General features: G+C 42.4%; 7 protein-coding genes. All 7 read left to right on the top strand.

Annotated elements, in window-relative coordinates; genetic code table 11:
- From NO992_RS16690 to NO992_RS16660, 7 genes are read left to right on the top strand one after another with little or no spacing between them, the layout of a single operon-like run.
- Entirely contained in the window at positions 1-2,034 is a 2,034-nt protein-coding gene (locus tag NO992_RS16690; protein ID WP_010376911.1) for an AMP-binding protein, read from the top strand.
- Positions 2,031-5,363 (top strand): amino acid adenylation domain-containing protein, encoded by a 3,333-nt coding sequence (locus NO992_RS16685; RefSeq protein ID WP_371379114.1) that lies wholly within the window; start codon positions 2,031-2,033, stop codon positions 5,361-5,363. Before NO992_RS16690 ends, NO992_RS16685 begins: the two co-directional genes overlap by 4 nt.
- 13 nt (positions 5,364-5,376) lie before the next feature.
- Positions 5,377-7,080, top strand: coding sequence for a cyclic peptide export ABC transporter (locus NO992_RS16680; protein WP_253106350.1), 1,704 nt, complete (start codon positions 5,377-5,379; stop codon positions 7,078-7,080).
- Positions 7,081-7,098: 18 nt separating this feature from the next.
- Complete coding sequence (locus NO992_RS16675; protein WP_371379110.1) at positions 7,099-13,818, top strand: amino acid adenylation domain-containing protein; 6,720 nt, start codon at positions 7,099-7,101, stop codon at positions 13,816-13,818.
- 1 nt (position 13,819) lies between these two features.
- The gene (locus NO992_RS16670; protein ID WP_371379107.1) at positions 13,820-21,877 is read left to right on the top strand and encodes an amino acid adenylation domain-containing protein; all 8,058 of its coding nucleotides are present in this window, start codon (positions 13,820-13,822) and stop codon (positions 21,875-21,877) included.
- A complete protein-coding gene (locus tag NO992_RS16665) occupies positions 21,877-25,530 on the top strand; it encodes a condensation domain-containing protein (protein ID WP_371379104.1) in 3,654 nt (1,217 codons plus the stop codon). The genes NO992_RS16670 and NO992_RS16665 overlap by 1 nt, the downstream gene beginning before the upstream one ends.
- Positions 25,527-26,528, top strand: a complete 1,002-nt coding sequence (locus NO992_RS16660) for a TauD/TfdA family dioxygenase (protein ID WP_371379101.1) — start codon at positions 25,527-25,529, stop codon at positions 26,526-26,528. Before NO992_RS16665 ends, NO992_RS16660 begins: the two co-directional genes overlap by 4 nt.
- Positions 26,529-26,821 lie beyond the last annotated feature (293 nt).

Raw genomic sequence — 26,821 nt, 5'->3', positions numbered from 1 at the left:
ATGAAGTATACGATTATTGATTTTTTAGAAAAAAATAGCCAAACCAAACCAAACGAAGTTGCATTTCGTTTTTTGAATGATAAAGATCTATCTCCGGTTAGTTTGACACACTCTCAGCTTTGGCATGCTGTGCAGGTGAGAGCGGAACAAGTGCGTCAACAGGCAACACCTGGTGAGTGTGTACTGCTACTTTTCCCATCAGGTTTAGACTATGTTGTGACATTTTACGCTTGTTTGGCAGCTGGGGTGATTGCGGTACCGCTATACCAGCCAAGCAAAAGCAGCAAAGTAGATCGAATTACAAAAGTTGCTCAGAGTTGCAACGCAAAAGTTGCGCTTACTATTGCCTCTGAAATTGATAAGATCAATGAATGCTTTGCTCATGATGTCACATTGCAAGCGCAGGTTAAGGCTGTCGCTGTGGATGCTCTGCCTGAGACTGGGTTATACGTAAATCGTGAACTAGAGTTTGAACAGGTTGCTTTTTTGCAATACACATCCGGTTCAACGGGTGCACCAAAAGGTGTGATGATTTCACATAAAAATATTATCGGTAATGTGACTCACTTAACGGAGACATCCGTTGCAACGGATAACGATGTATTTGTAAATTGGTTACCTCTGTTTCATGACTTAGGGCTTATTACAGCCATCTTATGGCCTGTTTATCTTGGCACGAGCTCGACTTTGATGTCGCCTGCAACATTCGTTAGGGAGCCTATTAATTGGCTGCAAGCGATACATGATTATAAAGGTACGATGTGTGGTGCTCCTAACTTCGCTTATAACCTTTGCACGAAAAAAGTGTCTGATGAGGCAATTAGTAAGTTAGATCTGTCTTCATGGAAGGTTGCATATAATGCTGCTGAGCCAGTAAATGCTGATACGCTTTATGCTTTCTCTAAGAGGTTTGCAGCGTGTGGCTTTGAGCATAATAGCTTTTATCCCGGCTATGGTATGGCGGAAGCAACCGTATTTATTACTGGCGTTACCCGGGATGAAGCGCCGAATATTATTATCTGTGACAAAGTTGCACTAGGGGAGTTTAAACTACAGCAAACTGATGCTGAAAAAGACGGCCTAACCAGCAAATTAGTCAGTTGTGGTTTTGCTGAACGAGATCACCATGTATGTATCGTTGATCCAAACACAAAGCGAGAACTTGAAGATGGCTTTGTTGGGGAAGTTTGGTTTGCAGGGCCCAGTGTTGCCAGTGGCTACTGGGGATTAGATGAGATTTCTTCAGAGGTTTTTGCACAAAGTTATCAAAAATTAAATGGAGAGCAAAGTGAGCCTCTTTATCTAAGGACGGGCGATTTAGGCTTACTAAAAGACAACCAAATTTACATTACTGGCCGTCATAAAGATTTAGTGATCTTCCAAGGGAAAAATCATTATCCACAAGATATTGAGCTAGCAGCAAGTCAAGCACATCCTGCCGTTCGTAGCGGGTACAATGCAGCCTTTTCTGTGGAAGAGAATGGTGAAGAGGCGCTGGTATTAGTAACAGAGCTCACTCGAGAGGCTTTTCGCAAAGCGGATTATCAAGAAGTGAGTGATAGTATTCGTGCGCATGTTTATCGTGAATGCGAAGCGAAGGTAACAGAGGTTGTATTGCTAAAACCTTATTCTATCCCAATGACCTCTAGCGGTAAGATCCAAAGAAAGCAAGCAAAGGCAAATTGGCAACAGGGTGTATTGTCACCGCTTTTCAGTGCTCAGCTAAATGCTTTCGAAGATCTCCACATCGCGCCTGAAAATGAAATCGAAGAACAAATCCACGCAATTTGGTGCAATCACCTAGAAGCTGAACAGGTTTCAGTTGAAGCCAAGTTTTATCAAGTAGGTGGTGATTCTATCTCTGCAATTGAAATTGCCGCAGAGGTGAAAAAAGCATTTGTTGAACTAGAGCTAGAAGAACGGGATTTACTTGAAAAAGATAGCGTGAGAGCGATGGCTGATTACGTAACATTAATGCGTAACTTTGTTGCGCCAACAGCTAAAACTACGGATGAAGGAGTGCTTGTGCTATGAGGTTAGCTGAGCTATTTGATTTACTTGCAAGTAAAGGTGTCGTACTGAGCTGTCAAAATGGTCAGCTGTTATTAGAAGGTAACGTAAGCGCGTTATCAGAATCTGAAATCGCATTGTTGAGAGCGCGAAAACAAGAAATCATTGCCTTAAGTGGTGCGAAAAATAGTGTTTTTGATATTAACACCATTGCGCGAGGAGAGACTTATACGGCTTCGATGTCGAGTCACCAAAAAAGCATGTACTTGTTGGAGTCATTAGCTCAGCAGTCTTATTACAACTTGCCTGTGGCATACAAAATTGTGGGCAAGTTGAATATTCATCAATTACAGCATGCATTTTCGACACTAGTTGAACAGCATCATGTATTGAGAACCGTATACGTTGAAGCGAATAACACACAGCAAGTTCAGAATATGAGTGATTTTGTATTATCACATACTAAATTAGACTGTGAATCTGAGCTGCAGCATGCTCTGCAGGTTGAAGCGAATTATCGTTTCGATTTAACGGCCGAGTGGCCTATTAGAGCGCATGTTTTTGAGTTGTCGGACTACAGTGTGCTGAGTATCAATGTCCACCATATTGCTGCGGATGGTTTTTCGGCCAAAATAATACTTCAAACACTTTCCGATGCTTATGCAAAAGGAGATGTGCAGCATTACCCTGTCCAAGCCCAATATGCTGATTTTAGTGAGTGGCAGCAGCAATATCTGAACTCAGAAGCCGGTAAGGAAGGTGTTGCGTATTGGCGGACACTATTACAAGGAGCGCCAAGTTGCCATAATTTCCCACTGCAAAATCAAAGACCAGCAGGGATGACGGTAAAAGGTAAGCGAACCGAACAACTGCTTAGTCCTGAATTATCTAGCGCTATAAAAGTGGTTGCTAAACAACATGGTGTGTCTAGATTTTCTATGTTGCAATCGTTATTTGCTTGTTTTCTATCACGAATGAGTGATAGTCAAGATGTTGTGTTTGGCTCCGTCTACGCTAATCGCGGTTGTGATAATGTAGGGCACACTGTAGGTATGTTCGCAAATACCTTGCCGTTTCGTTTTCAATTTTCAGCAGAAGACGGCCTAGCGGATGCGTTACAGCAATGTAAAGGACTAGTTCAGCAAGCAAAGCAACATCAATACATTCCGTTTGATGAAATAGTTAAGTGCGCAGAGGTTGAATATCAATCAAATCATTTGCCTCTGGTGCAAATTATGCTGGTTGCACAAGACAATGCGCTTGAACAGTTCGAGCTAGAGGATTGTCAGGTTGAGTTTATTAAGAATGAACAGGAGGTCTCAAAGTTTGACTTTTCTATCCATGTATTTACGAAAGGCAAGCAATTAGCTTTTGTTTGGGAGTATAACACCGAGCTGTTTAGTCGAAAGTGGATCGTCCAACTAGGAAAGTATTTTGAGCAGTTTATTGCGACGTTAATTTCAGCACCGGAACGGGCTTTTGCAAAAGTTGACTTTGTCGCGACTGACGATATGACACTCGCGACAGTGCAAGATTTTCCTTGTTTTAAGAGTCTTCCTGAATTGATTGCTGAACAAGCGCAAACAAGCAGAGAATGTATAGCTGTTCGTCATCATGATGACGTATTAACCTACGAGAGTCTCGAAGACTGTGTTAGCCGTTCTGCAGGCGCGTTATTGCAACGAGGCTATGCACCAGGTTGTCGTGTAGGTGTATGTATGGACAAGTCGATTGAGATGGTGATTTCTATGCTCGCAATTATGCGTGCAGGGTTGACTTATGTACCTATCGATCCGAGTTATCCGCAAGCGCGTATTGCTCAGATTTGTAGTAACGCTGAACTGAGTTGTATTGTTACTGCACATGGAGAATTTGATGTTGTATTGGAGGATTGGCAACCAGAGATCGTAGCCATTTCTCAGCTATTACAAGGGAGCAAGCCTACAAAGCTACCGGTACTAGCAGCGGATGATATTGCCTACGTGTTATATACATCTGGTTCAACTGGGGTGCCGAAAGGAGTGGCTGTTCCGCATGGAAGTATCTTTTACTCTATCGAAGCAAATCGCAATGTTTTCGGCTTTTCGGCAAGCGACAGCATGCCTACGATAGGTTCTCAGGCTTTTGGTGTATCACTGCTAGAAATCCTTGTGCCGCTGCTTAGCGGAGGAGGAGTAGAAATTGTTTCCAGAGAAGATGTGTCGCTAATACCAAATCTCGTAGATCGCACTCAAAATGTCTCTGTACTCCATGCTGTACCAAGTTTGATGTCTCCTTGGATTGATGAAGTACTGCATCGAGGTGACAGTTGTTATCCAGCACTAAGATTGCTGTTGGTTGGTGGAGAGCCGGTGCCAGAAGCATTGCTTAAGAAGCTGAGAGATTGGAGACCCGACGTCGAGATTCGAGTGCTGTATGGAATGACCGAATCGTCAGTGGTCAGCAGTAGCTATGATGCCAGAAGAGTAGAGTCATTGGGCTATTGTATCGGCCAACCACATCCAAACGTCAATTACTATGTGATGAACCCATACGGAGCTCGACAGCCTGATGGCGTCAGTGGTGAGTTATGTGTTGCCGGTCTATCGCTTGCTGCTGGCTATGTTAACAATGTAGAACAGAGCAATAAGCATTTTGTTTTTGAGCAGAAATTAGCACAACGTATCTACAAGACCGGTGATAGAGCCAAGCGAAATTCGGATGGTTATTACGAGTTTTATGGCCGCTTAGACAATCAAATCAGTTTACGAGGTGTGCGTATTGAGTTAGGGGACATTGAAAGCTGTGTTAATTTAGTCCACGCAGTAAAAAGCTGTGTGGTTCACCCGCAAACAATAAATGATACAGAAACGGTTCTTGTGCTCTATTTCTGTCTCCGAGATGAAGCGGATGAAAAGCAAGTACTAGCGCAAATTAAAGAGCTGATGGATGAGCAACTTCCAGCTTCAATGAGACCAACACTATTTAGTTGTTTGGATGCTTTACCGTTAAACGCCAACGGAAAAGTAGATCGTAAGTCACTACCCATACCACAATTACAAAGTGATTATGTGGAACCTGAAACTGCAACGGAAGTCGCGCTTCAAGGTTTATGGAGTGAACTATTTGAGATGCCAGAGATTTCTGTGGAAGGTAACTTTTTTGAGCTCGGAGGTCACTCTCTACTAGCTAGTAAGTTAGTCGCAAAGTCAAATGCTCTATTTTCTATCGACCTCTCAATAGCATCGTTTATGACGTCACCGACGATACGTTTGTGTGCGAAGCAAATCGACCTTGAGCTGGATAAGCAAAAGATGCAGCAACTCAACGCCGCTGTGGTTGATCAAACAAATAATGAAGAATTAGTATTTTAAAAGGCTTAAAACAATGAATAAAAATAGAAAGCTAACCTCACTGAGTAGGCTCCTTTTTAATTACTCGCCGAAACAACTTGTTTTTGCTGTCGTGCTTGGGATGCTGTCAGGTGCCCTATATAGCTTAATTATTCCATTTATTTTGAGTGGGCTGGAGGATGATTCTCTTACTGTATCTGATTATGTATTGTTAGAAGACGGTGGCGCTGGTTTTTTCATCTTTGTCACTGCTATTTTATTGACTAAAGTTGCTTCTGTAATTTTTGTCAACAATATCGCGAAATCAGCCTCTGCTGATTTAAAGTTAAGTGTTGCAAAACGCATCCAAGCTTTAGGTGTTGATACGGTTGAACGCATAGGCTTTTCTAAGATTCTGAATATCGTCGTTGATGATGTGAATAAAATAACGAATGCTGCCGTTGCTATACCAATGATGATCGTATCTTTAGTGACCGTATTGGGAATGTTGACTTACCTGGCTTATTTAGACTTACAAGTGTTTGCCTTTATTTGTGTTGCAATTGTCATCGGAGTTTTACTTTTTCAACTTCCCGTATTGTTTGCTAAAGGGCTGTATACCCGCTCTCGAAACGATAAAGATGCATTACAAGAAGGGATCCGAGGGCTGATCTTCGGTGCTTATGAAATGAAGCTGAGTCATGAGAAAGGAAAGCAATTTTTAGCTGAAGAAATTGCCATGCCGCTAGCGAGCTCAACATCGCAAGAAAAGCGTGGTGATGCGATCATTCACTTGGCGGGTAACGCCAGTGAGATGATTTGCTTCTTCGTAATTGGCGCAGTGGTCTTTTTGTTACCAACTGGGTATTTAAGCTCAGGTACAAGTGCTTTTGGTGTGGTGATGGCATTGCTCTACATCACAGGACCAATCGCGAGTATTTTATCAATGATGCAAACTCTTAAGATTGCTCAGGTGTCATTAGAGCGAGTGCACCAACTACAATTGCTAGAGCCTGAGGTTTACAGTACTAGCAAAAATACGGTTGAAAACACCGAATGGACTAAACTGTCGTTGTCAGAGGTTCAATATCAATACACATCTGATGAAGTAGATGAAGCGTTTGCGCTCAAGCCGGTGAGCCTCAATTTCGAAAAGGGAAAAATATACTTCATCGTGGGTGGTAATGGTTCTGGTAAGTCAACATTAAGTAAGCTGATTTCCTTCCACTACCGTCCAACCAAAGGCTGCGTTCAGTTTGATGATACGGTTGTTACAGAAAACAATTTAATGCAAATGCGAGAAAAAGTAGGTGTTATTTTCTCAAACTATCATTTGTTTAAGAAGCTCTATATTCCAACGGAAAAAATCGACAGGGAAAAAGTTCAGCAATATATGGAAACGTTCAAATTGACGGGGAAGACTGAGCTTGTCGGCAATATTTTCACTACAACTAAACTTTCTGATGGTCAACGAAGACGCTTAGCATTACTAGTTGCTTTAATGGAAGATAAAGATATCTACATCTTTGATGAGTGGGCTGCAGATCAAGATCCTGAGTTTAAAGACTTCTTTTATACCCAGGTGCTGCCAGAGCTAAAAGCTCAGGGTAAGTTAGTGGTCGCGATCACACACGATGATAGATATTTCAACTGTGCAGACTCAGTTATCAAAATGGAATCTGGTGCGGTAAAAAGCATGATGAACACCGCAGCAATTAGTTTGGCAAAACCTGCGATGCCAAGTATGGCTCAAGCATAAAATAAGAAGAATCGCGTTATGAATATTAGTACCTTTTTAGACTATTGTGTCACCAATCATGTTGCTTTGAGTGTGGACAATGAGCAACTGAAAGTTAATGCCCCGCAAGGCGTGCTACAACAAGCGCAGATTAGCTTTATTAAAGAGAATAAACAGCAGCTTATAGACATCATTAAGACGCTAGATCTGAAAAAAGAAAAATCAGCAATTTTTGATAAAGCGCTTGATGATACGGGTGTTATCTCGACAGGACAGCGCCAGATGTGGTTACTGGAGCAATTGACTTCCGGACAGCCTTATAATTTCTTTCGTATCCTGCGCTTACACGGAACATTAAATACCGATGTACTGGAGCAAGCGTTGCGTGTACTGGTTATGAGGCATAAACAGTTACGTATGACGTATCACGATAACAATGGTGTACCAACCACAACTTGCCAATCTCAGCCGGCATTTTCGCTGCCTGTGTATTCGGCAGGTGAAGGAGATCAAGGGCAATTGCTTGATACGATTATCAGTGAGTTCCAACAACATGAATTCGCGTTGGATAAAGATGTTTTGCTAAAAGCTTCTGTAGTGAGCCAGTCTGAAGAGGTACATTATCTTCTTATTAAATGCCATCACATAGCGACGGATGGGTGGTCTCTTGAACTTATCAACAGAGAGTTGAATTCTGTTTACACTGCACTGGTGAATGGTAAAGAATTCGAGTTACCAACACTTACCCATGAATATGGACATTTTAGCCTATGGCAGGATTTTTATCTCAGCCACGAAAATGCGGAAATTGACAGAGAGTTTTGGTCAACTTATCTCAGTGGGGAGTGTGAGTCACTAAATCTTGCGCAGTTTAGTCACACCAATAATTCACCGTTGGTAGCCGAGACTGTGACAGTACCTGTTGCTTCTCACCTGGGTAAGACACTCAAACAGCTGTGTAACAAATACAACACAACTATGTATACCCTATTCCAGTTTGCATTTACGTTGCTACTAACCAAATACAGCCAGCAAAAAGATGTAGTTATAGGTACACCTGTTGCTAATAGAGACGAAGCGGAACTGCAACCATTAGTTGGGTATTTTGTTAACACGCTTCCAATCCGCTTTGAATGTGCGCAATCAGAAACGCTAGCGCTTGCATTACCTAGATATCAGGACATGTTAAATCAGGTCATGACTCACAAAGCTTTGCCTTTGAATGAGATCCTTAAAGTATCTTCTCTGGATAATGAATTGCTAACTCAAGTGATGTTTACTTACTCAGCATTTGAGTCCAGCGTGCAGCAACTTGGCGGTATGGATATTGAAATACTAGATCCTGAGCAAAAGCTTACAGACCTTCAGCTACATTTAAATTGTGTTGAAAGCAAAGGTGAGATTTCTTGTCAGTGGCATTTTGCAACTAAGTTATTTGAACAATCGTTTATTAGCTCAATGGCAACTCATTTTATTGCCGTGTTAGAGCAACTTGTTGCAGCTGATCATGATGATTGTGCGCTTTCACAAATTGATCTGCTGAGTGACAATGAAACCCACTTTTTGGTTGAGGAGTTGAATAAAACTGCGACTGAATTTTCAAAATCTGCTTGTATTCACGAACTAATTGAGCATCAAGCTGAGTTACATCCAGAGAAGGTAGCGGTGGTATTTGGTCGTGAGCAGCTGACCTACCAAGCATTAAATGAAAAAGCGAATGAGCTGGCTCACTATTTGATTGAGGAACACGGTGTTTGTGCAGAGATGCCTGTTGGACTATGTGTTGGTCGTTCTTTAGAAATGGTTGTAGGCATTTTGGCTATTCTGAAAGCTGGTGGCGCCTATGTACCATTAGATCCAAGCTATCCAAAAGAGCGTCTAACGTATATGTGCGAAGATACTGGCATTAGTCTGATTTTAAGCCAGGCGCATCTTTGCTCTGCTTTGACACACTTTAATGGAGCGATACTTGCCCTTGATGAAATTGTGGCAAATACGGAAGCTGTGCTTAGTAACCAATACAGCCGAAAGAATCCGAATGTAGATATTGCTGCAGATAGCTTAGCGTACTTGATATATACCTCTGGCTCTACAGGTCAGCCAAAAGGAGTGATGGTTGAACATCACGGGGTAGTCGCATTTGTTTCCTCACCTACGTATGCCGAAGTAGGTTTATCAACAAAAGTGGCTAGTTTATCCTCACATGCTTTTGATGCGTTTGTGTATGACTTGTTTTTTAGTCTGACTAATGGTTCTTCTTTGTATATCTATCCGCAAGATATTGCGCTTGATGCACAGCAATTTCATACTCAAATCTCGCGTGATGGGATCACCAACCTATTTACAACCACGGCATTGTTTAATGTATTAGTGGAAAATAATGCTTTTGCTAATACAAAGATAGAGCAAGTATTATTTGGCGGGGAGCGTTGTGATGTTAAAAACGTAGAGCGTTTCAAAGAAGCCTATCCAAATGTTAGCCTGATGCATGTATATGGGCCAACAGAAGCTGTTGTATACGCAACTGCTTGCGAACTATCGGCGGTTGAGCATGGTGCGCCAATAGGTCGTCCTATCAATAACAATACTGCATATATTCTTGATGAGGAGCAAAACTTAGTTCCTTTTGGTTGCATCGGGGAGTTGTATGTTGGTGGTGCTAGTTTAGCTAGAGGTTATTTCAAGCGGGAGGAACTAACGGCTGAGCGCTTCATAAAGAACCCTTTTTATGATCAATCTAGTTCAAACAGTTCAGTACACCTATATCGTACAGGAGACCTTGTTCGTTACTTGGCAGATGGCAACATCGAATTTGTTGGACGAGCTGATGATCAAGTTAAAATCCGTGGTTTTAGAATTGAATTAGGGGAGATCGAGTCTAGACTCAGTGACCTCAAAGCTGTCGATTCCGCGCTAGTAATGGCTTTAGACATAGCTGGTAGCCAACAATTGGTGGGCTATGTTAAGTCTGCGAGATCTTTAGATAATAGAGACTTAGTGGCTACAGGCTCTGAGATCAGAAATCAGTTAGCTGCAATGCTTCCAGATTACATGGTGCCCAGTGTAATTATAGTGGTCAATGAGTGGCCACTTACCGTAAACGGTAAAATTGATAAGAAAGCATTGCCAAAACCTGACATTGCATCTAGCTGTGGTAACTATGTCGCGCCATGCACTATGCATGAAAAGGCGATAATTGATGTTTACGCTGAGGTACTTCAACAAGAATGTGATGTTATTAGCACTACGAGTAGCTTTTATGAATTAGGTGGCCATTCGCTATTGGCTCTTAATGTGCAAGCACAGCTTAAGTTACAAGGGTTGTTTGTAACTATCACGGATATTCTGCAGCCAATTTCAATCCAGCAGTTAGCGAAAAAGGTAACACAGCTTGATGGCGAGAATAGCGAGTTTGTGGCACCAATAAACCCGATAACAGCTCCGAAAGATGTCACGGTTGAAAAACTAAATATGGTGTCTTTAAATAATGTCGAGCTGTCTAGCCTTATTGGTAAAGTCCCTGGTGGCAAGGAAAACATTGCGGATATATACCCTTTAAGCCCGCTACAAGAGGGGATGCTTTTTCACCATATAATGGACAAAACGGAAGACTTATACTTAACCTCATTTACTTTAAAGCTTGCTAATGCAGAGTTGGTAGAGCAATTAATTACGGCGCTACAGAGTTTAGTTGCGCGTCATGACACGCTAAGAACCGTATTTTTCTGGGAGGGATTACCTGAGCCTGTACAGGTTGTACTGAATCAGGGCGAGCTTTGTGTCGAACATGTTGTGTTAGAAAACTACGACACGACAGCGGAAGGTCGTGCGCTGTTGGAGCAGCATAAATCTACTCGAATTTCGTTACACCAAGGGCCGCTGCTACAGTTGAAAGTAGGCAAGAGCAACGGGTCAGATGAATACCTTGTGCTGGTAGAGCATCATCATCTCATCATTGATCATATTGGTTTAGATATTCTTGTTGAAGAGCTCAGCGCAGTAATGTCGGGCAATGATGAGCATTTACTGACACCGACACCATATAGAAATATGGTTGCCTATGCGAAGATGAAAAATAGTGATGATCAAGGAATCGGGTATTTCCAGGAACTACTAGGTGACTTGGAAAATAAAACTACATTATTTTCAGGCTCCACAGCGGCACCTGAGGATACCTACAGCGGCCGTATTGATATGGCACTCGGGGAGCAACTTCGTAAAACCTCAAAACATCTTGGTCATAGTATCTCTGCTATTTTCCATACGGTTTGGGCACAAGTTGCAGCACAATGTACGGGAGAGCCGGAAGTGGTATTCGGTACAGTGTTATCGGGTCGATTGAATAATTTTGCGAGTACGCAAAGAACAATGGGCATGGCAATAAACACCCTACCACTCAAAGTACAGATCGCAAAGACCAATGTACGTTCTATGATTGGAGATGTCGCCAGTGGGTTACAAGCGCTAATTGATGTTGAGCAAACACCACTCTCTTCAGTACTTAATTTAACGCCATTTGGTGGTGACCTATTTAACTCGGTTCTGAACTATCGCCATTCATTGGAAATGGAAGGCGAAGGTGAATTTATTGACGGTTGGGAGGTATTAGGCGCTCACGAAAGAAACAACTACTCAATCTTTGTAAATGTTGATGATTACGACCTTTCGGGCGCTTTTAATGTGACGGTGCAAACAGCCAATGGCGTTTGCGCAAAGAGATTGCACTGCTACTTTATCGAGGCGTTGACTAACATTCTCACCAGTATTGAAAAGAGTGTAGAGTTAAAGCAAGTATCGGTTATTCCAAAGGCTGAGCTTAACACTTTATTAGATGATTTTAATCATACGAAAGTCGAGTACGATCACACCTGCTGTATTCACGAGTTATTCGAAATACAGGCAGAGCAATATCCAGAGCGGATAGCAATTCAGTATCAACAGTCACAGTTGACATACAAGCAGCTAAATGACAAAGCCAACAAACTTGCTCGCTATTTAGTCGAAAGCTGTAAAGTGGTACCAGATACCTTGGTCGGACTCAGTGTTGAAAGATCGCCAGAGATGATAATTGCTATCTTAGCGATTTTGAAAGCGGGTGGCGCTTATGTACCACTTGATCCAAGTTACCCTAGGGATCGCTTAGAGTTTATGGTTAATGACGCGGAGTTAACTTTGATCTTGACGCAAAGTCGATTCCAATCTGTATTCGAAAATGACGCATGTACGCTACTTACGCTTGATACATTATTAGATGAAAAGCATGAGAGCTATAGTCTGATTAGACACCTATCGGATCATAATCTAGATAAGAAAATGATTGAGCTAACTCCTCAGCATCTGGCCTACGTCATCTATACATCGGGCTCTACAGGCAAGCCTAAAGGCGTATTAGTAGAACACCATGGAGTAGTGAATTATCTCACATATGGACAGCATTACTTACAGCCTCATCATAAAGGTGCTGTAATGAGTACGCCGCTGAACTTTGATGCAACAGTCACCAGCTTATTTGTTCCGCTTATATCAGGCAAACAATTAGTCGTACTCGCTGAAGATTTGCTTAGCATGTTCGAGCAATTAGCGTGGTATTTGTTTGAACAAGGAGATAGCTGGTTATTTAAGCTAACACCGACTCATCTAGATGGTTTATTCCCTTTATTTGAAGATAGCTCACCTTGTCAGCAAGCTCATAGCCTAGTGATTGGTGGTGAACAATTAACGACAAATGTTGTAGCAAAGTGGCAGCGGCATTGCCTGCCCAACGCGTCATATATTAATGAGTATGGACCAACAGAAACGGTGGTGGGATGTACGACCTTCACTATTAGTAATGAGGCTTCGCTACAGACTTGTGGTAGCAGTGTGCTTATTGGACGACCAATTAGTAATACTAAACACTTTGTGCTGAACGGCGATATGCCTGCGCCGATGGGGGCTGTTGGGGAGCTATGTATTGCTGGGGTTGGTGTCACCCGAGGTTATCTGAACAGACCGGAACTTAATGAGCAAAAATTCACTACATTTACCTCGCCGTTCGGCAAAGTTGAACGTATTTATCGCAGCGGTGACTTAGTGCGCTATTTAAACGATGGCAACTTAGAGTATATCGGTCGCGTTGATGACCAAGTGAAAATCCGCGGATTTAGGATTGAAACAGGTGAAGTTGAAGCGCATTTGACGAAACAGAACTGTGTCGACTCGGCTGTAGTGCTGGTGAGAGAAGTTGATTCTCAACAAGTACTTATTGGATATGTGAAGCCAAGTGAGGATATTGATCCCGATAACCACAGCGACTTTATTACTCAGCTTAGATCTCTGTTGGGAGCATATTTACCTGACTACATGGTACCGAGTGCTTTGGTTGTGGTACCTAGTTGGCCACTGACATCTAATGGAAAAATAGACAAGCGCGCATTACCAGAACCAGAAAATAATGCTGTCATTGGCGAGTACACCGCGCCTGAATCTGAAACTGAGCATGCCCTTGTTGCTATTTGGGCTGAACTATTGAATCAGGAAGTGGGCTCGATCAGTACGACTGCCAACTTCTTTGAAATTGGTGGCCATTCATTGCTGATGGTGCGTTTATTTAGCCATATCCAAAGGGAGTTTGATATTACTTTGGAGCTGCAAGCACTATATGAGAGCCCTTATATCCGTGAACTGGCGCAACTTTGCGACGTAATTATAACGAAAAAAGAATTACAACAACGATTAACTCAACGTGTTGACTGTGAAATTGAAGAGGTCGAGTTTTAATATGAATGCGAAAACAATACTAAATACATTAGCTAAATCAGATATCGATCTTTATCTAGACGAAAGCAATCAGCTTAAAGCAAAAGCGCCAAAAGGTGCGATCACAGAAGAATTTCGAACGCTAATCAAAGAGCACAAAGCGAGTTTGGTTGCTTATCTTGAACAATTAGATGCGATTTATACTAAGCGTGATAATAATAAGAAAATTGAGGCTGCAAAGCGGGTAGATGGGAAAGCTGATATTTCTTTTGCCCAGCAACGCTTGTGGTTTATTGATAATCTCCAGAGTGGTTCGCCAGAATACAATATGCCCATGGCATTTGATACTAAAGGTGAGCTGAATCTACAAGTGGTCCATCAAGTATTTGCTACAATCCTAGAGCGCCATGAAGTACTCCGCTCAGTATATGTTGAACATGAAGGTCGTATCGTTCAGCAGATCCGAACTATGGACGAAGTTAACTTTACAATTCAAGTCGAAGATTTGAGTCATCTGAGTGGTAATGCGTTAACTGATGCTGTGACACAAAGAATGGATGCGGATATAACCACGTCTTTCAATCTTGAGTCTGACTTAATGTTGCGAGTTAGTTTCTTGAAGAAAACGGTGGATACCGGTGTGCTGCTATTTAACATGCATCATATAGCATCTGATGGCTGGTCCGTGGAAGTGCTGACTAAAGAATTTGTTACGCTCTACCATGCATACCATGCGCAGCTACCTAATCCGTTGCCGCCACTTGATGTGCAGTATGCAGACTATGCTCAGTGGCAAAAAGACTATCTGGAAGGTGACGTACTTGAAAAGCAGCTGAGTTATTGGCAAACCCAGTTAGATGAAGCGCCTGCGGTACACTCGTTACCGCTAGACAAAACACGGCCAGTTACTAAGCAGCAACAGGCGGATGTTGTGCGGGGCTCGCTACCTGAGGATATCGCACAGAAATTGTTAGCGGTTGCCAAGGCTTATGAATTGACTCCATTTATGCTTCTTCACGGTGCCTTAGCACTGTTGCTATCTCGCCATAGTAATAGTAATGACATCGTTATTGGTACACCTGTTGCGAACCGTAAGCAAAGTGAGCTTGAATCACTTATAGGCTTTTTCGTAAATACATTGGTATTGCGTACAAATACAGCACATAAAACATTGGCAGACTATCTTAGTCATATTAAAACAGTGCATCTAGGTGCACAAACTAATCAAGATGTTCCGTTCGAACAACTCATTGATCATCTGAAGGTGCCGCGTAGCAAAGCCTACAACCCTTTATTTCAAATTATGATGACGACGAGTACGAGTTATGGCATTGATGATGGTGGAATGGATGCTTTTTCTCTACCAAGTGTTGAGTTACAGGCGAATGCCTCTGATTTAATCCAAGTGAAATTTGATTTGGATATTGACCTAAATATAAGTGAGCAAGGTGTTGGACTTCGCTGGACTTACGATCTGAACCTGTTCTCAGCGCATCATATTGAGCAACTAAATGCACATTTATGCCGCTTGTTAACCGAGATCTCTACATTGCAAAGTGACCGTGGCGTTGCTTTGTCGGAAATTGCGATGTTAAGTGACTCAGAGACACACCAATTGGTACATAGTATCAATGACTCTGAACTTACTCGCTCAACAGATCATTGTATTCATGAGCTATTTGAACAACAGGCGGAGTTGCACCCAAATAATATTGCTGTGGTCATTGATGAGCAAGCTCTGACATATCAGCAGCTTAATGAAAAAGCGAATCAGGTGGCGCGTTACCTGCGTGCAAACCATGATATTCGCCCTGATACTTTTGTCGGTTTGTGTGTAGAGCGTTCACTAGAAATGGTGATTGGTATTGTGGGAATCCTAAAGGCGGGAGCTGCGTATGTCCCTCTAGATCCTGATTACCCTCAATCACGTTTGAGCTACATGTTTGATGATGCTTCATTAGAGGTAGTACTTAGCCAATCGCATCTTGATTCGGTATTAAGTGATTTTAAAGGTACTATAGTGTCCCTTGATCACGTGGCGGAAACCAACCAGGGTACTACACATTTATTCTCACAGTATGACAGCCACAACCTTTCCTCCGCGGAAACTGGCTTAACCTCAAATAATCTTGCTTATGTAATTTATACGTCAGGATCCACTGGGCAACCGAAAGGTGTGATGATTGAGCATCAATCATTGGTGTATTCAACGGTATGTCGATTTGATATTTATGAAGAGTTCTCTAGCTTTTTACTGATTTCTTCAATGTCGTTTGATAGTTCCATTGCGGGAATATTCTCTTCTCTAACTAGTGGCGCAAAACTATGTTTGCTTAGTGCTCATAAGAAAGCTGACACTAATTATATTGTGAGTCAGCTTAAACGCCATGAAATTAGTCACTTGCTTATGGTCCCAAGTTTTTATGACTTGATCCTAAATGAGGTCGACAGTACCGCACTGCCAGCCTTGCGCGGTGCGATTGTCGCAGGAGAAAGTTGTTCGAAAAATGTCGTTGAAAAGCACTATCAGAAGTTTGCACTAACCGGAGTCAAGTTATTCAACGAGTATGGACCAACGGAAGCTTCGGTATGGAGCAGTGTGGCGCTATTGAAATGCGATGAAACGGTTAGCATTGGTAAAGCGTTACCGGGAAAGTCACTGTTTATCATGCATAACGATATGCTTGTTCCTTATGGCAGTGTAGGAGAGCTTTACATTGGAGGCCAAGGGCTTGCGCGTGGGTATTTAAATCGCTCAGACTTAACAGCGCAGCGATTCGTTGCTAATCCATTCTATCAAGCTGGCAATCAGAATAGTTCTAAGCGCTTGTACAAAACAGGTGATCTCGTGCGATATTTGCCAGACGGGAATTTGGAGTTTATTGGCCGTGCGGACGATCAAGTAAAAGTTCGTGGATTTAGGATCGAACTAGGTGAAATTGAAGCGCAACTGGAGAAGTTGGACTGTGTTAACTCAGCACTGGTGACTACCTATGAGATTGGCGGTGCTAACCAGCTCGTTGGCTACGTGAAAGCGAGCGATGGTATGACAGATGAGCTGCCTGAGCACTTTACTAATAAGGTCAGAGTTCTGCTTGGGAAGCGTGTACCAGAGCATATGATCCCAAGTATGATCATACCGATGACGGAATGGCCTTTAACTGCCAATGGTAAAATGGATCGCAAAGCACTACCAAACCCATCTGAAATGGCGTCGAAAGATAACTTTATTGCAGCTGCCAATGATACTGAACAAGCGCTAGTGAAAGTGTGGTGTGATGTATTGCAGCTCGACAAGGTATCGGTGAATAGTAACTTCTTCGAGATCGGAGGGAATTCACTGCTTAGTATTAAGCTACAGAAGGCAATTCAACAACACATGGAAGTAGACGTTGAGCTAACAGATCTATTTGAATATCCGACCATAGGGGCACTTGCCAAGTTTCTATCTGGTGGACACGATGATGGGGTTGAGCATGGTGCAACGTTAATGACTAGAAGCCTCACACAAGAGTGTACAGATATAGCGGTTATCGGTATGGCTGGTCGGTTCCCTGATGCCACTAATGTTGACCAATTCTGGCAAAATATTAGTGCTGGAAAAGAATCTATCACCTTCTTTACCGATGAGGAGTTGGTGGCTGCTGGTGTCGCGCCTGCAATGCTTAAAGATCCTCGTTATATCAAATCAATGGATGTCCTAAGTGGCGTGGCTGACTTCGATGCAAAGCGCTTTGATTACACTCCTAGAGAAGCTGAGTTGTTAGACCCACAACACCGTCTTATGCTAGAAGTGTCCTCCGATGCATTAGAACACTCAGGGTATGGAGATCACTCAAAACCACAAAATGTGGGTGTCTTCGTTGGTGTAACGGATAGTGCTTATTTGATTGAAAACTTGTTGCGCAATCCAGATGTTGTCAGTAGTGCATCTCAGAGTTTGGTGGCAAGCACCAGTGCATCATTTTTGGCGACCAAACTGTCTTATAAATTAAATCTAACAGGGCCAAGTGTAAACGTACTGACAGCTTGTTCATCTTCATTGGTGAATGTGCACCAAGCATGTAATAGCTTATTGTTAAATGAGTGTGAGATGGCACTTGCTGGTGGTGCTCGTATCGCTTCATTGAAGGCTGATGGTTACCTTTACCAAGAAGGGGGGGTGAACTCTGCAGATGGTCATTGTCGACCTTTTGACATTGAGGCAACAGGAACACGTGGTGGCAGTGGTGGCTGTGTTCTTTTACTGAAACGCTTAGATAAAGCGCTTGCAGATAAAGATACCATCCATGCTGTAATTAAAGGCACTGCAGTGAATAATGATGCGGCAGAAAAAGTGGGTTATATGGCGCCGAGTATTTCGGGCCAAGCTGCAGTAATTAAACAAGCGTTGAAAAACGCTAATGTCGAAGCGAATTCTATTCAGTACCTCGAGGCACATGGCACAGGTACTAAAATTGGTGATCCAATAGAAGTTAAAGCACTCAAAAATGCCTTTGCGACCGAACAAAAGGGTTATTGTGCATTGGGTTCCGTCAAAGCGAATATCGGCCATTTAGATGTTGCGGCTGGTGCTGCTGGTATGATCAAAGTCATTGAGGCGATGAAGCATCGACAGCTACCACCGACAATTAATTACACACAGAGTAATACCCAGATTAACTTCGAACAATCTCCATTCTATATAAATACCGAAAGTAAATATTGGGATTGTGACACTGATCAAAGCAGGCGTGCCGGTGTGAGCTCATTTGGGATCGGAGGAACTAATGCTCATGTGATATTAGAGCAAGCTCCTGAGGTCGAACCCAGTTCATCACCACGTAAGACTTGGCTGTTGCCGATTTCAGCAAAATCCAGTAGCGCGGTCAAAGCGGCATGTGAGAACTTACGTTCCTACTTGGCGACGAAAGCAGACGACCAGGTGAACTTGCATGATATTGCTTATACTCTGCAAGTGGGTCGTACACAGTACGAATACAGTACTCATATTTCTTGTTCATCGCTGGAAGATGCAATTACGCAGCTGGACAGCCATCCAAAAGTGGTTCGTAATGAAGCAGATGATCGCTCGGTGGTATTTATGTTCCCGGGCCAAGGTGCGCAATATATTGAAATGGCGCAGCAGCTCTATCTTAATGAGCCGCAGTTTAAATCGGTATTTGATCAATGTGCCGATACGATAAGTGAGCAGATCAATGTAGATTTAAGAGCGGTTCTTTATCCTCAACTTACCGGGCAGTTAACGCCTGAAGCCGCACAGTCTTTATTGGCGCAAACTCGTGTAACACAGCCTGCGTTATTTGCCATTGAATATAGCTTAGCAACATTGATGCAGTCTTGGGGTATCAAGCCTGACGTCATGATTGGACACAGTATCGGTGAGTATGTTGCTGCCTGTTTGGCTGAGGTATTCACGGTAGAAGATGCTTTAAAGCTGGTATGTGCTAGAGGTTCCTTAATGCAGCAGGCTCAACCCGGCGGTATGTTATCTATTGCGATGCCAGTTGAGCATCTTCGCCCGTTGTTGCAGCTAAGTGATACTTGCCTAGCAGCGGTGAACTCTGCTAACAACTGTGTTGCAGCTGGCTCTGAACAAGCGCTTATGCAGTTACAAGCGCTATTAATAGAACGTGGCATCGATTATCGTCCGCTGCATACATCCCATGCTTTCCATTCAAAAATGATGGATGGGATTTTAGATGAATTCTCGAAGGTATTTGAACGAGTGGAGTTGAATGCGCCGAAAATTCGCTATGTATCGAATGTTTCAGGGAAGTTCATTACTAATGAGCAAGCACAAAACCCAGAGTATTGGCTCGCACACCTAAGAGGCACAGTGTTATTTGCTGATGGTATTGAGACAGTCCTATCTGATACAAATTCTCTTGCTGATCAAAAGATATTTGTAGAAGTGGGGCCTGGTAGAAGTTTAACAACACTCGTGAAGAAAAACCGTGATGCGCAGCAACAAGTGGTGCTATCGGTTACGCGCCATGCGAACGAAGCTATCTGTGATCAACAAAAATTGTTAAGTGCGGTAGGTTCTCTTTGGAGTCATGGTGTGGATATAGATTGGCTCGCGCTCAACTTAGCGCAGGTTGGTCGTCGTGTGCCATTGCCGACCTATCCATTTGAGCGAGTTCGTTACTGGGTGGATGCCAAAACAGACTCGTTGACGAGCGTATCCTCTCATGGTGCTAAGTTAGCTGCTGATAAATGGTGGTCGGTGCCTATATGGAAGCAAAGTACCGCAATGAAAAAAGCCAAGGCGCAACTTAACACAGATAAGCAACATTGGTTGTTAATTATGGACGGTCATGGTGTCGCGGAAGAGTTAGCCTCTCAGCTTATGTTGAACGGTCACACTGTATATCGAGCATATTCAGGAGAGGGCTTCAACCGTCTAGATGATCAGAGTTTCAATATTGATATTGGCAATAGTCAAGATTATGAAACGCTTCTAGAAGTCATCAATAAAGAGGTACAGTTGGATCGCGTTGTACACCTGTTAGGTGTTGCGCTTACACCAACTGAGAATATGCTAAGTATGACACAATTTAATCAAGCACAACGGTATGGCGCGTATAGTGCTCTATATACTGTTCAAGCAATTGTTAAAGCGGGTCTAGATGATAAATTGAGTATTGATTTCATAACCAATGATGTTGAGCGAGTCACTGGTGATGAAACTCTTAACATAGGTAAGTCAACGATTAAAGGGATATGTAAGGTCGCACCACAGGAATATCCTGAGCTGAGTTGCCATCATATTGACGTACATTTGAATCAAGCTACGTGTGATCATGCAATTGCTAAATTGTGCCAGCGTTTATCATTGGAGTTACATTCACAACAGCGAGCACCACTTGTTGCACTGCGTGGTAATCAACGTTGGGAACCTGATTATGAAACTGAGCTAATCGATACAGAGACGCCAGCTGCCCATCGTTTAGTAGATGGAGGTGTTTACTTTATTACTGGTGGCTTGGGTAACATTGGTCTTTTGCTTGCTAAATATATTAGTCAAGCCGTGGCAGCTCCTAAGCTGGTACTTGTGGGACGCTCTGAATTTCCCGAGCGCGCGACATGGCCAAGCTTGCTGGAAGGTAAAGTTGACCCAGACCTTTGTAAGCAAATTGAGCAAATTACTCAAGTGGAAAAAAGTGGTGCAGAAGTAATAATTCTAAGTGCCGACTCAGCAAATTTACAACAAATGCAAGATGCTATGAATTTCGTAGAAAGTCAGTTTGGCGCGATTTCTGGGGTGATCCACGCAGCGGGCCAGCTACACGGTTCAATGACAGCACTCATTGAGACCACTGAAGATGACTTCGAAAAACAATATCGTGCCAAAGCGAATGGCGTCATAGTGTTAGAAACCTTGCTACAAAAGCGACAAGTTGATTTTTGTATATTGATGTCTTCATTATCTTCAGTACTTGGCGGCCTTGGATTCTCGGCATATGCCGCTGGTAACCAATTTATGGACGCATTTGTGCAAAGTAAGCATGAGCAAGGTGACGAGCGCTGGGTAAGTGTTAACTGGGATGGGTGGAGTTTTACAGAGGCCACCCAAGATGATTTCTCGATGACACCTGAAGAGGGAATAGAAGCGTTTGCAGCCATGATGTCAATCGCTTATTACCCACAATTAGTGAATTCAACTGGTGCATTGGAGAAGCGACTAAGCCAGTGGATAGACAAAAAGGTTGCTGAGTCGCAGCAAGCTTTATATGAGCGCCCTGACTTGGAGAGTGACTATATCGCACCTCGTAATGAGGTTGAAGAGAAGCTCGTTGCTATTTGGCAGCAGGTGCTAGGTATTGAGCAAATCGGGATTGAGGATAATTTCTTTGATTTAGGCGGTGATTCTTTAGTAGTAACCCGTGTCATTAGTGAAATAAGAAAAATATTCTCAGTAAATGAATCTGCATTATCTATTAAAGAGTTCTTTGAGAAGCCAATTATTAGCCAGTTATCAGAAAAAATAGCGGCTGAACTAGAAAATGCTGAAGTCGAAAGTAAGAAAGCGCAAATATTAGAAGCAGGTAAAGCTGTAGAAGAAGGAGTATTTTAATGAATTCACCACAACAAATTATCGCCCACGCAGAAGCTTGTAATATTGTGCTTTATTTAAAAGGCGAGCAGCTAGCCTATATCAGCGAGGAAGGCGGCTTTCCTGATGAACTGAAAACATTGATCCGTGAGAACAAAGATCAAATAAGTGCCTATCTACGAGAACAGGAACTGCTAAAGCAGAAAGCGGAGAATGAAACACTGATCACGCCAGTAGATAAGAGTAGAATATTGCCACTTACCTTTGCGCAGCAAGGTCTATGGTTTATTGACCAGCTAGAAGGGGGAAGTAATCAATATAATATACATGCAGCGTTTGGCCTCAAAGGAGAGCTAAATTTGGCGGCAGTACAGTGGGCTGTTAATAAATTAATTGAGCGCCATCAAGTATTGCGTACTGTATATATTGAGAAAGAAGGAGAAGTCTGCCAAGAAGTTCAGCCTCTTCAGTACATGGAGCTGCCGATTGTTGATTTAAAAGGCTTTTCGCCGCAAGAACAACAGGAAAGAATACTTCAGATCTCGAACCAAGAGATGAACCAAGTCTTTAACTTGCAATCTGATTTAATGTTGAAAGCAAAAGTAGTCGTACGAACAGAACACGATCATGTATTGTTTTTTACATTGCATCATATAGCCTCTGATGCTTGGTCACAGGCCATCATGATCCAAGAATTTGCGACACTTTACGAAAGTTATTGCAAACAGCTGCCAGATCCACTGCCTATGTTAGATATTCAGTATTGCGACTATGCTCACTGGCAACGCAACTACTATACCGAAACTCGCATATCTGAGCAGTTAGTGTATTGGGAAAAAATGCTCAAAGGTGCGCCTTATTCCCATGCACTACCGTTCGATAGGCCTCGAGGTGCACAGCAAAAGTTCGCTGGAAAGACACATTCTTGGTTTGTTGATAATGAACAGGTCCAGGGATTAAAAGCAAGAGCAAAAGAAAATCAAGCAACATTTTTTATGATGCTATATACCGCATTTTCAGTATTGATTGGGCGTTGGAGCCAGACAAGAGATGTAGTTATTGGAAGTCCTATTGCGGGTCGCACTCACCCTCAGGTGTCCCCTATGATCGGTTACTTCATTAACAGCATGACATATCGTAGCGAATGGACTGAAGGAGAAAGTTTCCGCTCCCTACTTGGTCGCAATAGAGAGAATACGTTATCTGCATTTGATCATCAGGATATACCTTTTGATTCGTTGGTTGATCGTTTGAAAATACCGAGAGAGCTGAGTCATAGCCCGCTATTTCAGGTGATGTTTACGCTACAAAACACAGAAAAGTCTGATTTTGAGTTGAACGGGTTGGAGACTTATCCTGTGATGGGCGAAAACTCACTAACTAAGTACGATTTGCAAATGGTTGCTGAAGAAGGTGAGGGTGGGCTTTGGTTAAATCTGACCTACTCAACAGATCTGTTTGACTTTGAAACGGTTCAATCAATGTCCAATAGTTTTGATATGATATTGCGTCAATTATCTGTGAATGTGGATATAGCGGTAGATAAGTTAGCATTGGCAAACACGACTGAAGTACTAACTCCGAAGTTGCTTCCATTGGAGTCATTTACGTCGGTCCACTCGTTGATTGAGAATATGGTTGAGACGAAAGGGGATGCGACGGCTATCGACAGTGGCGATTGTTCACTCACTTATAAGGAGTTAAATGAAAAGGCAAATCAACTGGCGAGATATTTAATTCAAAATGGGGTTATGCAGGGACAGCAAGTACATCTGTGTGCAATCCAAGGGGTGTCCCGTTATGTTGCCAAGTTGGCTGTATTAAAAGCTGGGGCGATATATGAATGTCATGACATCTTTGAAAGTACAGACTGGTTCAACAACATCGTAGCTCAAGGTAGCGTCTTGCTATTTTCAGAGTGCACGGTAAGCCGCCTATCTGGTAACGCATTACGAGTGCCTTCAGATGATGAGCTTAAGGCATTTTCTTCAGCAAATATGCGACAGGATGAGGTCTCTATCAGGTCTTTTGACCGAGCGATAATGGATAGTCGACTGAATAATGGTAGAGTAAGCCATGCACTTTTGTTACAACAGGTGCTCAGGCAGCAGCAAACGATGCAGCTAAATAAGAATGCAAACTTGTTAATTCATCCGGAAACAGAGAAAACCAATCGTATAGATTGGATTACAGGACTCGCGTCAGGAGCTAAACTGGTGTTGTTAGAGGCTGCTCGAGACCTTGAAGATACTTTAATCACTAAAGAAGTGACACACTTGACGCTAACAGCTGCACTGCTTGCTGATGTGACTTTATGTAAGGATTATGCTATTCAGCAGCTTATCATTCATGCAGAGTCTGGTGCTGATTCATTACTGTGGCGATGGAGTGAGCTATACTCGGTAACATCTGTCTTGAGTCTTGGCCTACAAGGTTATATTTGTGCAGAGAAAGTGATTGCTGGTAAGGCTATCTCGTTGGGGAGAGCTTTTGACAAGCATCAAGCGAAAGTGATGTTTGACGATAAGAATCTTGCTCCCACAGGTGCTATTGGTTATCTCTATACCGTTGATGCAAATAATAACTTTGAAAATACTAATATGTTGGTGCGAGAAACTAATGCTGGAACTATCGAAGCTATTCACTATGGAGCTTTGAAAATGAGCCGTGATGATGTATTTCTAGAAAATATTATCTCAGCTCAGCCGCAAACGATTCAAGTTGCGGTGATAGAAAAAGTGGTTTACCTAAGATTGTCGGGTAGCAGTGCTGCACAGCAAGAGCAACTGAAAGCAGTTCAGCATAATTTAAAACAATTGGTACCTACATATCTATTACCAAAGTTATACGTAATAGTATCAAATATGCCGATTCGAAATGGAGGTACGGTCAATCGTGAAGCGCTGTGGCACCATACACAAAGTTGGCAAGACAACTTAGCTGCGTTACCTCAACCGGAATTATTGGAGGCTGACTTACAACTGCAAGGTTCCACAACAGAAACAGTTGATTTTTTCCTCGATAAAGAAGTATCATTTGCATTGCGAAATTTAGCGTGTCAGTATAATGTGACAATTGCAAAGGCCTTTTCTGCAATTTTTAATTTGGCCCTAGTGATTAACTCTGAAAGTGATTGTATCTTAAGTACGGTGTCTGGAGTATCTTCATCTACAGTCGGTAGTGGCGTTTTGTCTAGTTCATTTTGTAAAGATGCACGAGTTCAAGACAACCTGAAAATCATTCTAGATAATTTATCACAAGGTGTAGAATACGAATTTGTTGATAAAAATTGGATAACGCAACAATACAATCAAAAATGCGGTACCGATTGGAAGACTATTTTTGCCTATCAGTTAAAGTTTGTGTCGGATACTATGATGCAGCAAGAGCTTGTGACAGACAGCTCAGTGAGCTTATTGGTTTCAGACAGACTGAGCGCAGAAAAAATAGAGGGTCAATGGCGCTTGCAAAATAGTTGTTTTGATCAATCAACGTTGCGTCGATTGGAAAAAATAATAGCGATGTTGGCATCCCATGAGTTGCAGAGCAAAACGCTTGCGGAAGTGAAAACAATATTGAACGAAGATGCCCGCAGCAAGTTGCGTTCAGCGAAGCGAAAATTTAAATCAGTGAGAAATAAGAGTCAATTCTCAGTTGAAGGAAACGTAGCATGAGTTTTAATAAATGGCGTAATAAAAAAAGTGAAACTACAACGCCGATAAGTTCATTAGTTTCAAAGGTTTTTTTAGAAGAATCACCTACATTGCCTGTAGTGTATAAGTGCAATACGGCAAACGTTGATTTACCGACTTGGTATAATCAGAATGAGTCGGAAATAGCGCAAGAGCTTGCTAAATATGGCGCTGTGTTATTCCGCGGTTTTAACATACATAGCGAAGATGATTTCCAGCAGTTTGTTGCCACTAGCATCAAACAGACCGCTAAGTATGTGGAAGGGGCAACGCCGAGGACAAAGCTATCAAAAGGGGTTTATACGGCCACAGAGTTTCCTTCTGATCAAGAAATTGCTTTGCATAACGAGTTATCGTATGTCACAGAGCCACCAAGTAAGTTAGCATTTTGCTGTTTGACTGCCCCTGAAAGTGGTGGTCAAACTCAACTGGTCGATGTACGTAAAGTGCTGAATCGAATTGACAGTGATATCGTATCCGAATTCGAAAAGCGAGAAGGCTGGTTATTGCGTAGGAATTATGGCAATGGATATGGACCAACAGTGGCGAAAGCGTTCGGTATGACAGATATTGCAGACATAAAAGCTTATGGAGAAAAGGTTGATTTAAAAGTGACACCAATTTCGGATGAAAAAGTAGTCACTGAACAGGTTCGAAAGGCTGTGCATCAACATCCAATTAGTGGAGAAAGAGTCTGGTTTAACCATATCTCTTTTTGGCATACAAATAACCTATGCCCAGATGTGAGAGCAAAAATGCAAGAAGACTTAGCTCTTGAGGATTTTCCCTATTCAACGCGCTATGGTGATGGTAGCGACATTGATGACAAGACAGTCGAAGCACTGAGGCTGGCGTATACGAAAGAGGAAGTGAAGTTTGACTGGCGTGAAGGGGATGTATTACTGATAGATAATTGGTTGGTTGCACATGGCCGAAAACCATTTACTGGTGCTCGTAGAGTGCTTGTGGCCATGGGCTAAGTGAGCCTTGTCGAGATATATTATCGTCTCACGCATGAGATGATAATATATCGACCAAAGGAGCTTTGTTTGTAAATTAGTCATTTTTATACCTTTGTTAATTGACTCGGTGTAAAAATTTAAATATATTTAATAATCGAAACACTTTAATATTGAGCTAGCAATAGCCTGAATGGTAGAAGCGTGATGCGCATTCCTAAATGGCGTTGGTTTATACTAATACCTTGTTTTTGTTAGTTTGTGAAAATCTAAACTCATAGAGCTATTTGTTTTGCTTGGTGGGCTTGCCCACG

It is taken from the genome of Pseudoalteromonas sp. DY56-GL79, from assembly GCF_041414765.1.
In the GTDB taxonomy this organism is placed as follows: domain Bacteria; phylum Pseudomonadota; class Gammaproteobacteria; order Enterobacterales; family Alteromonadaceae; genus Pseudoalteromonas; species Pseudoalteromonas piscicida.
This window is presented reverse-complemented; position numbering and strand designations above follow the sequence as displayed.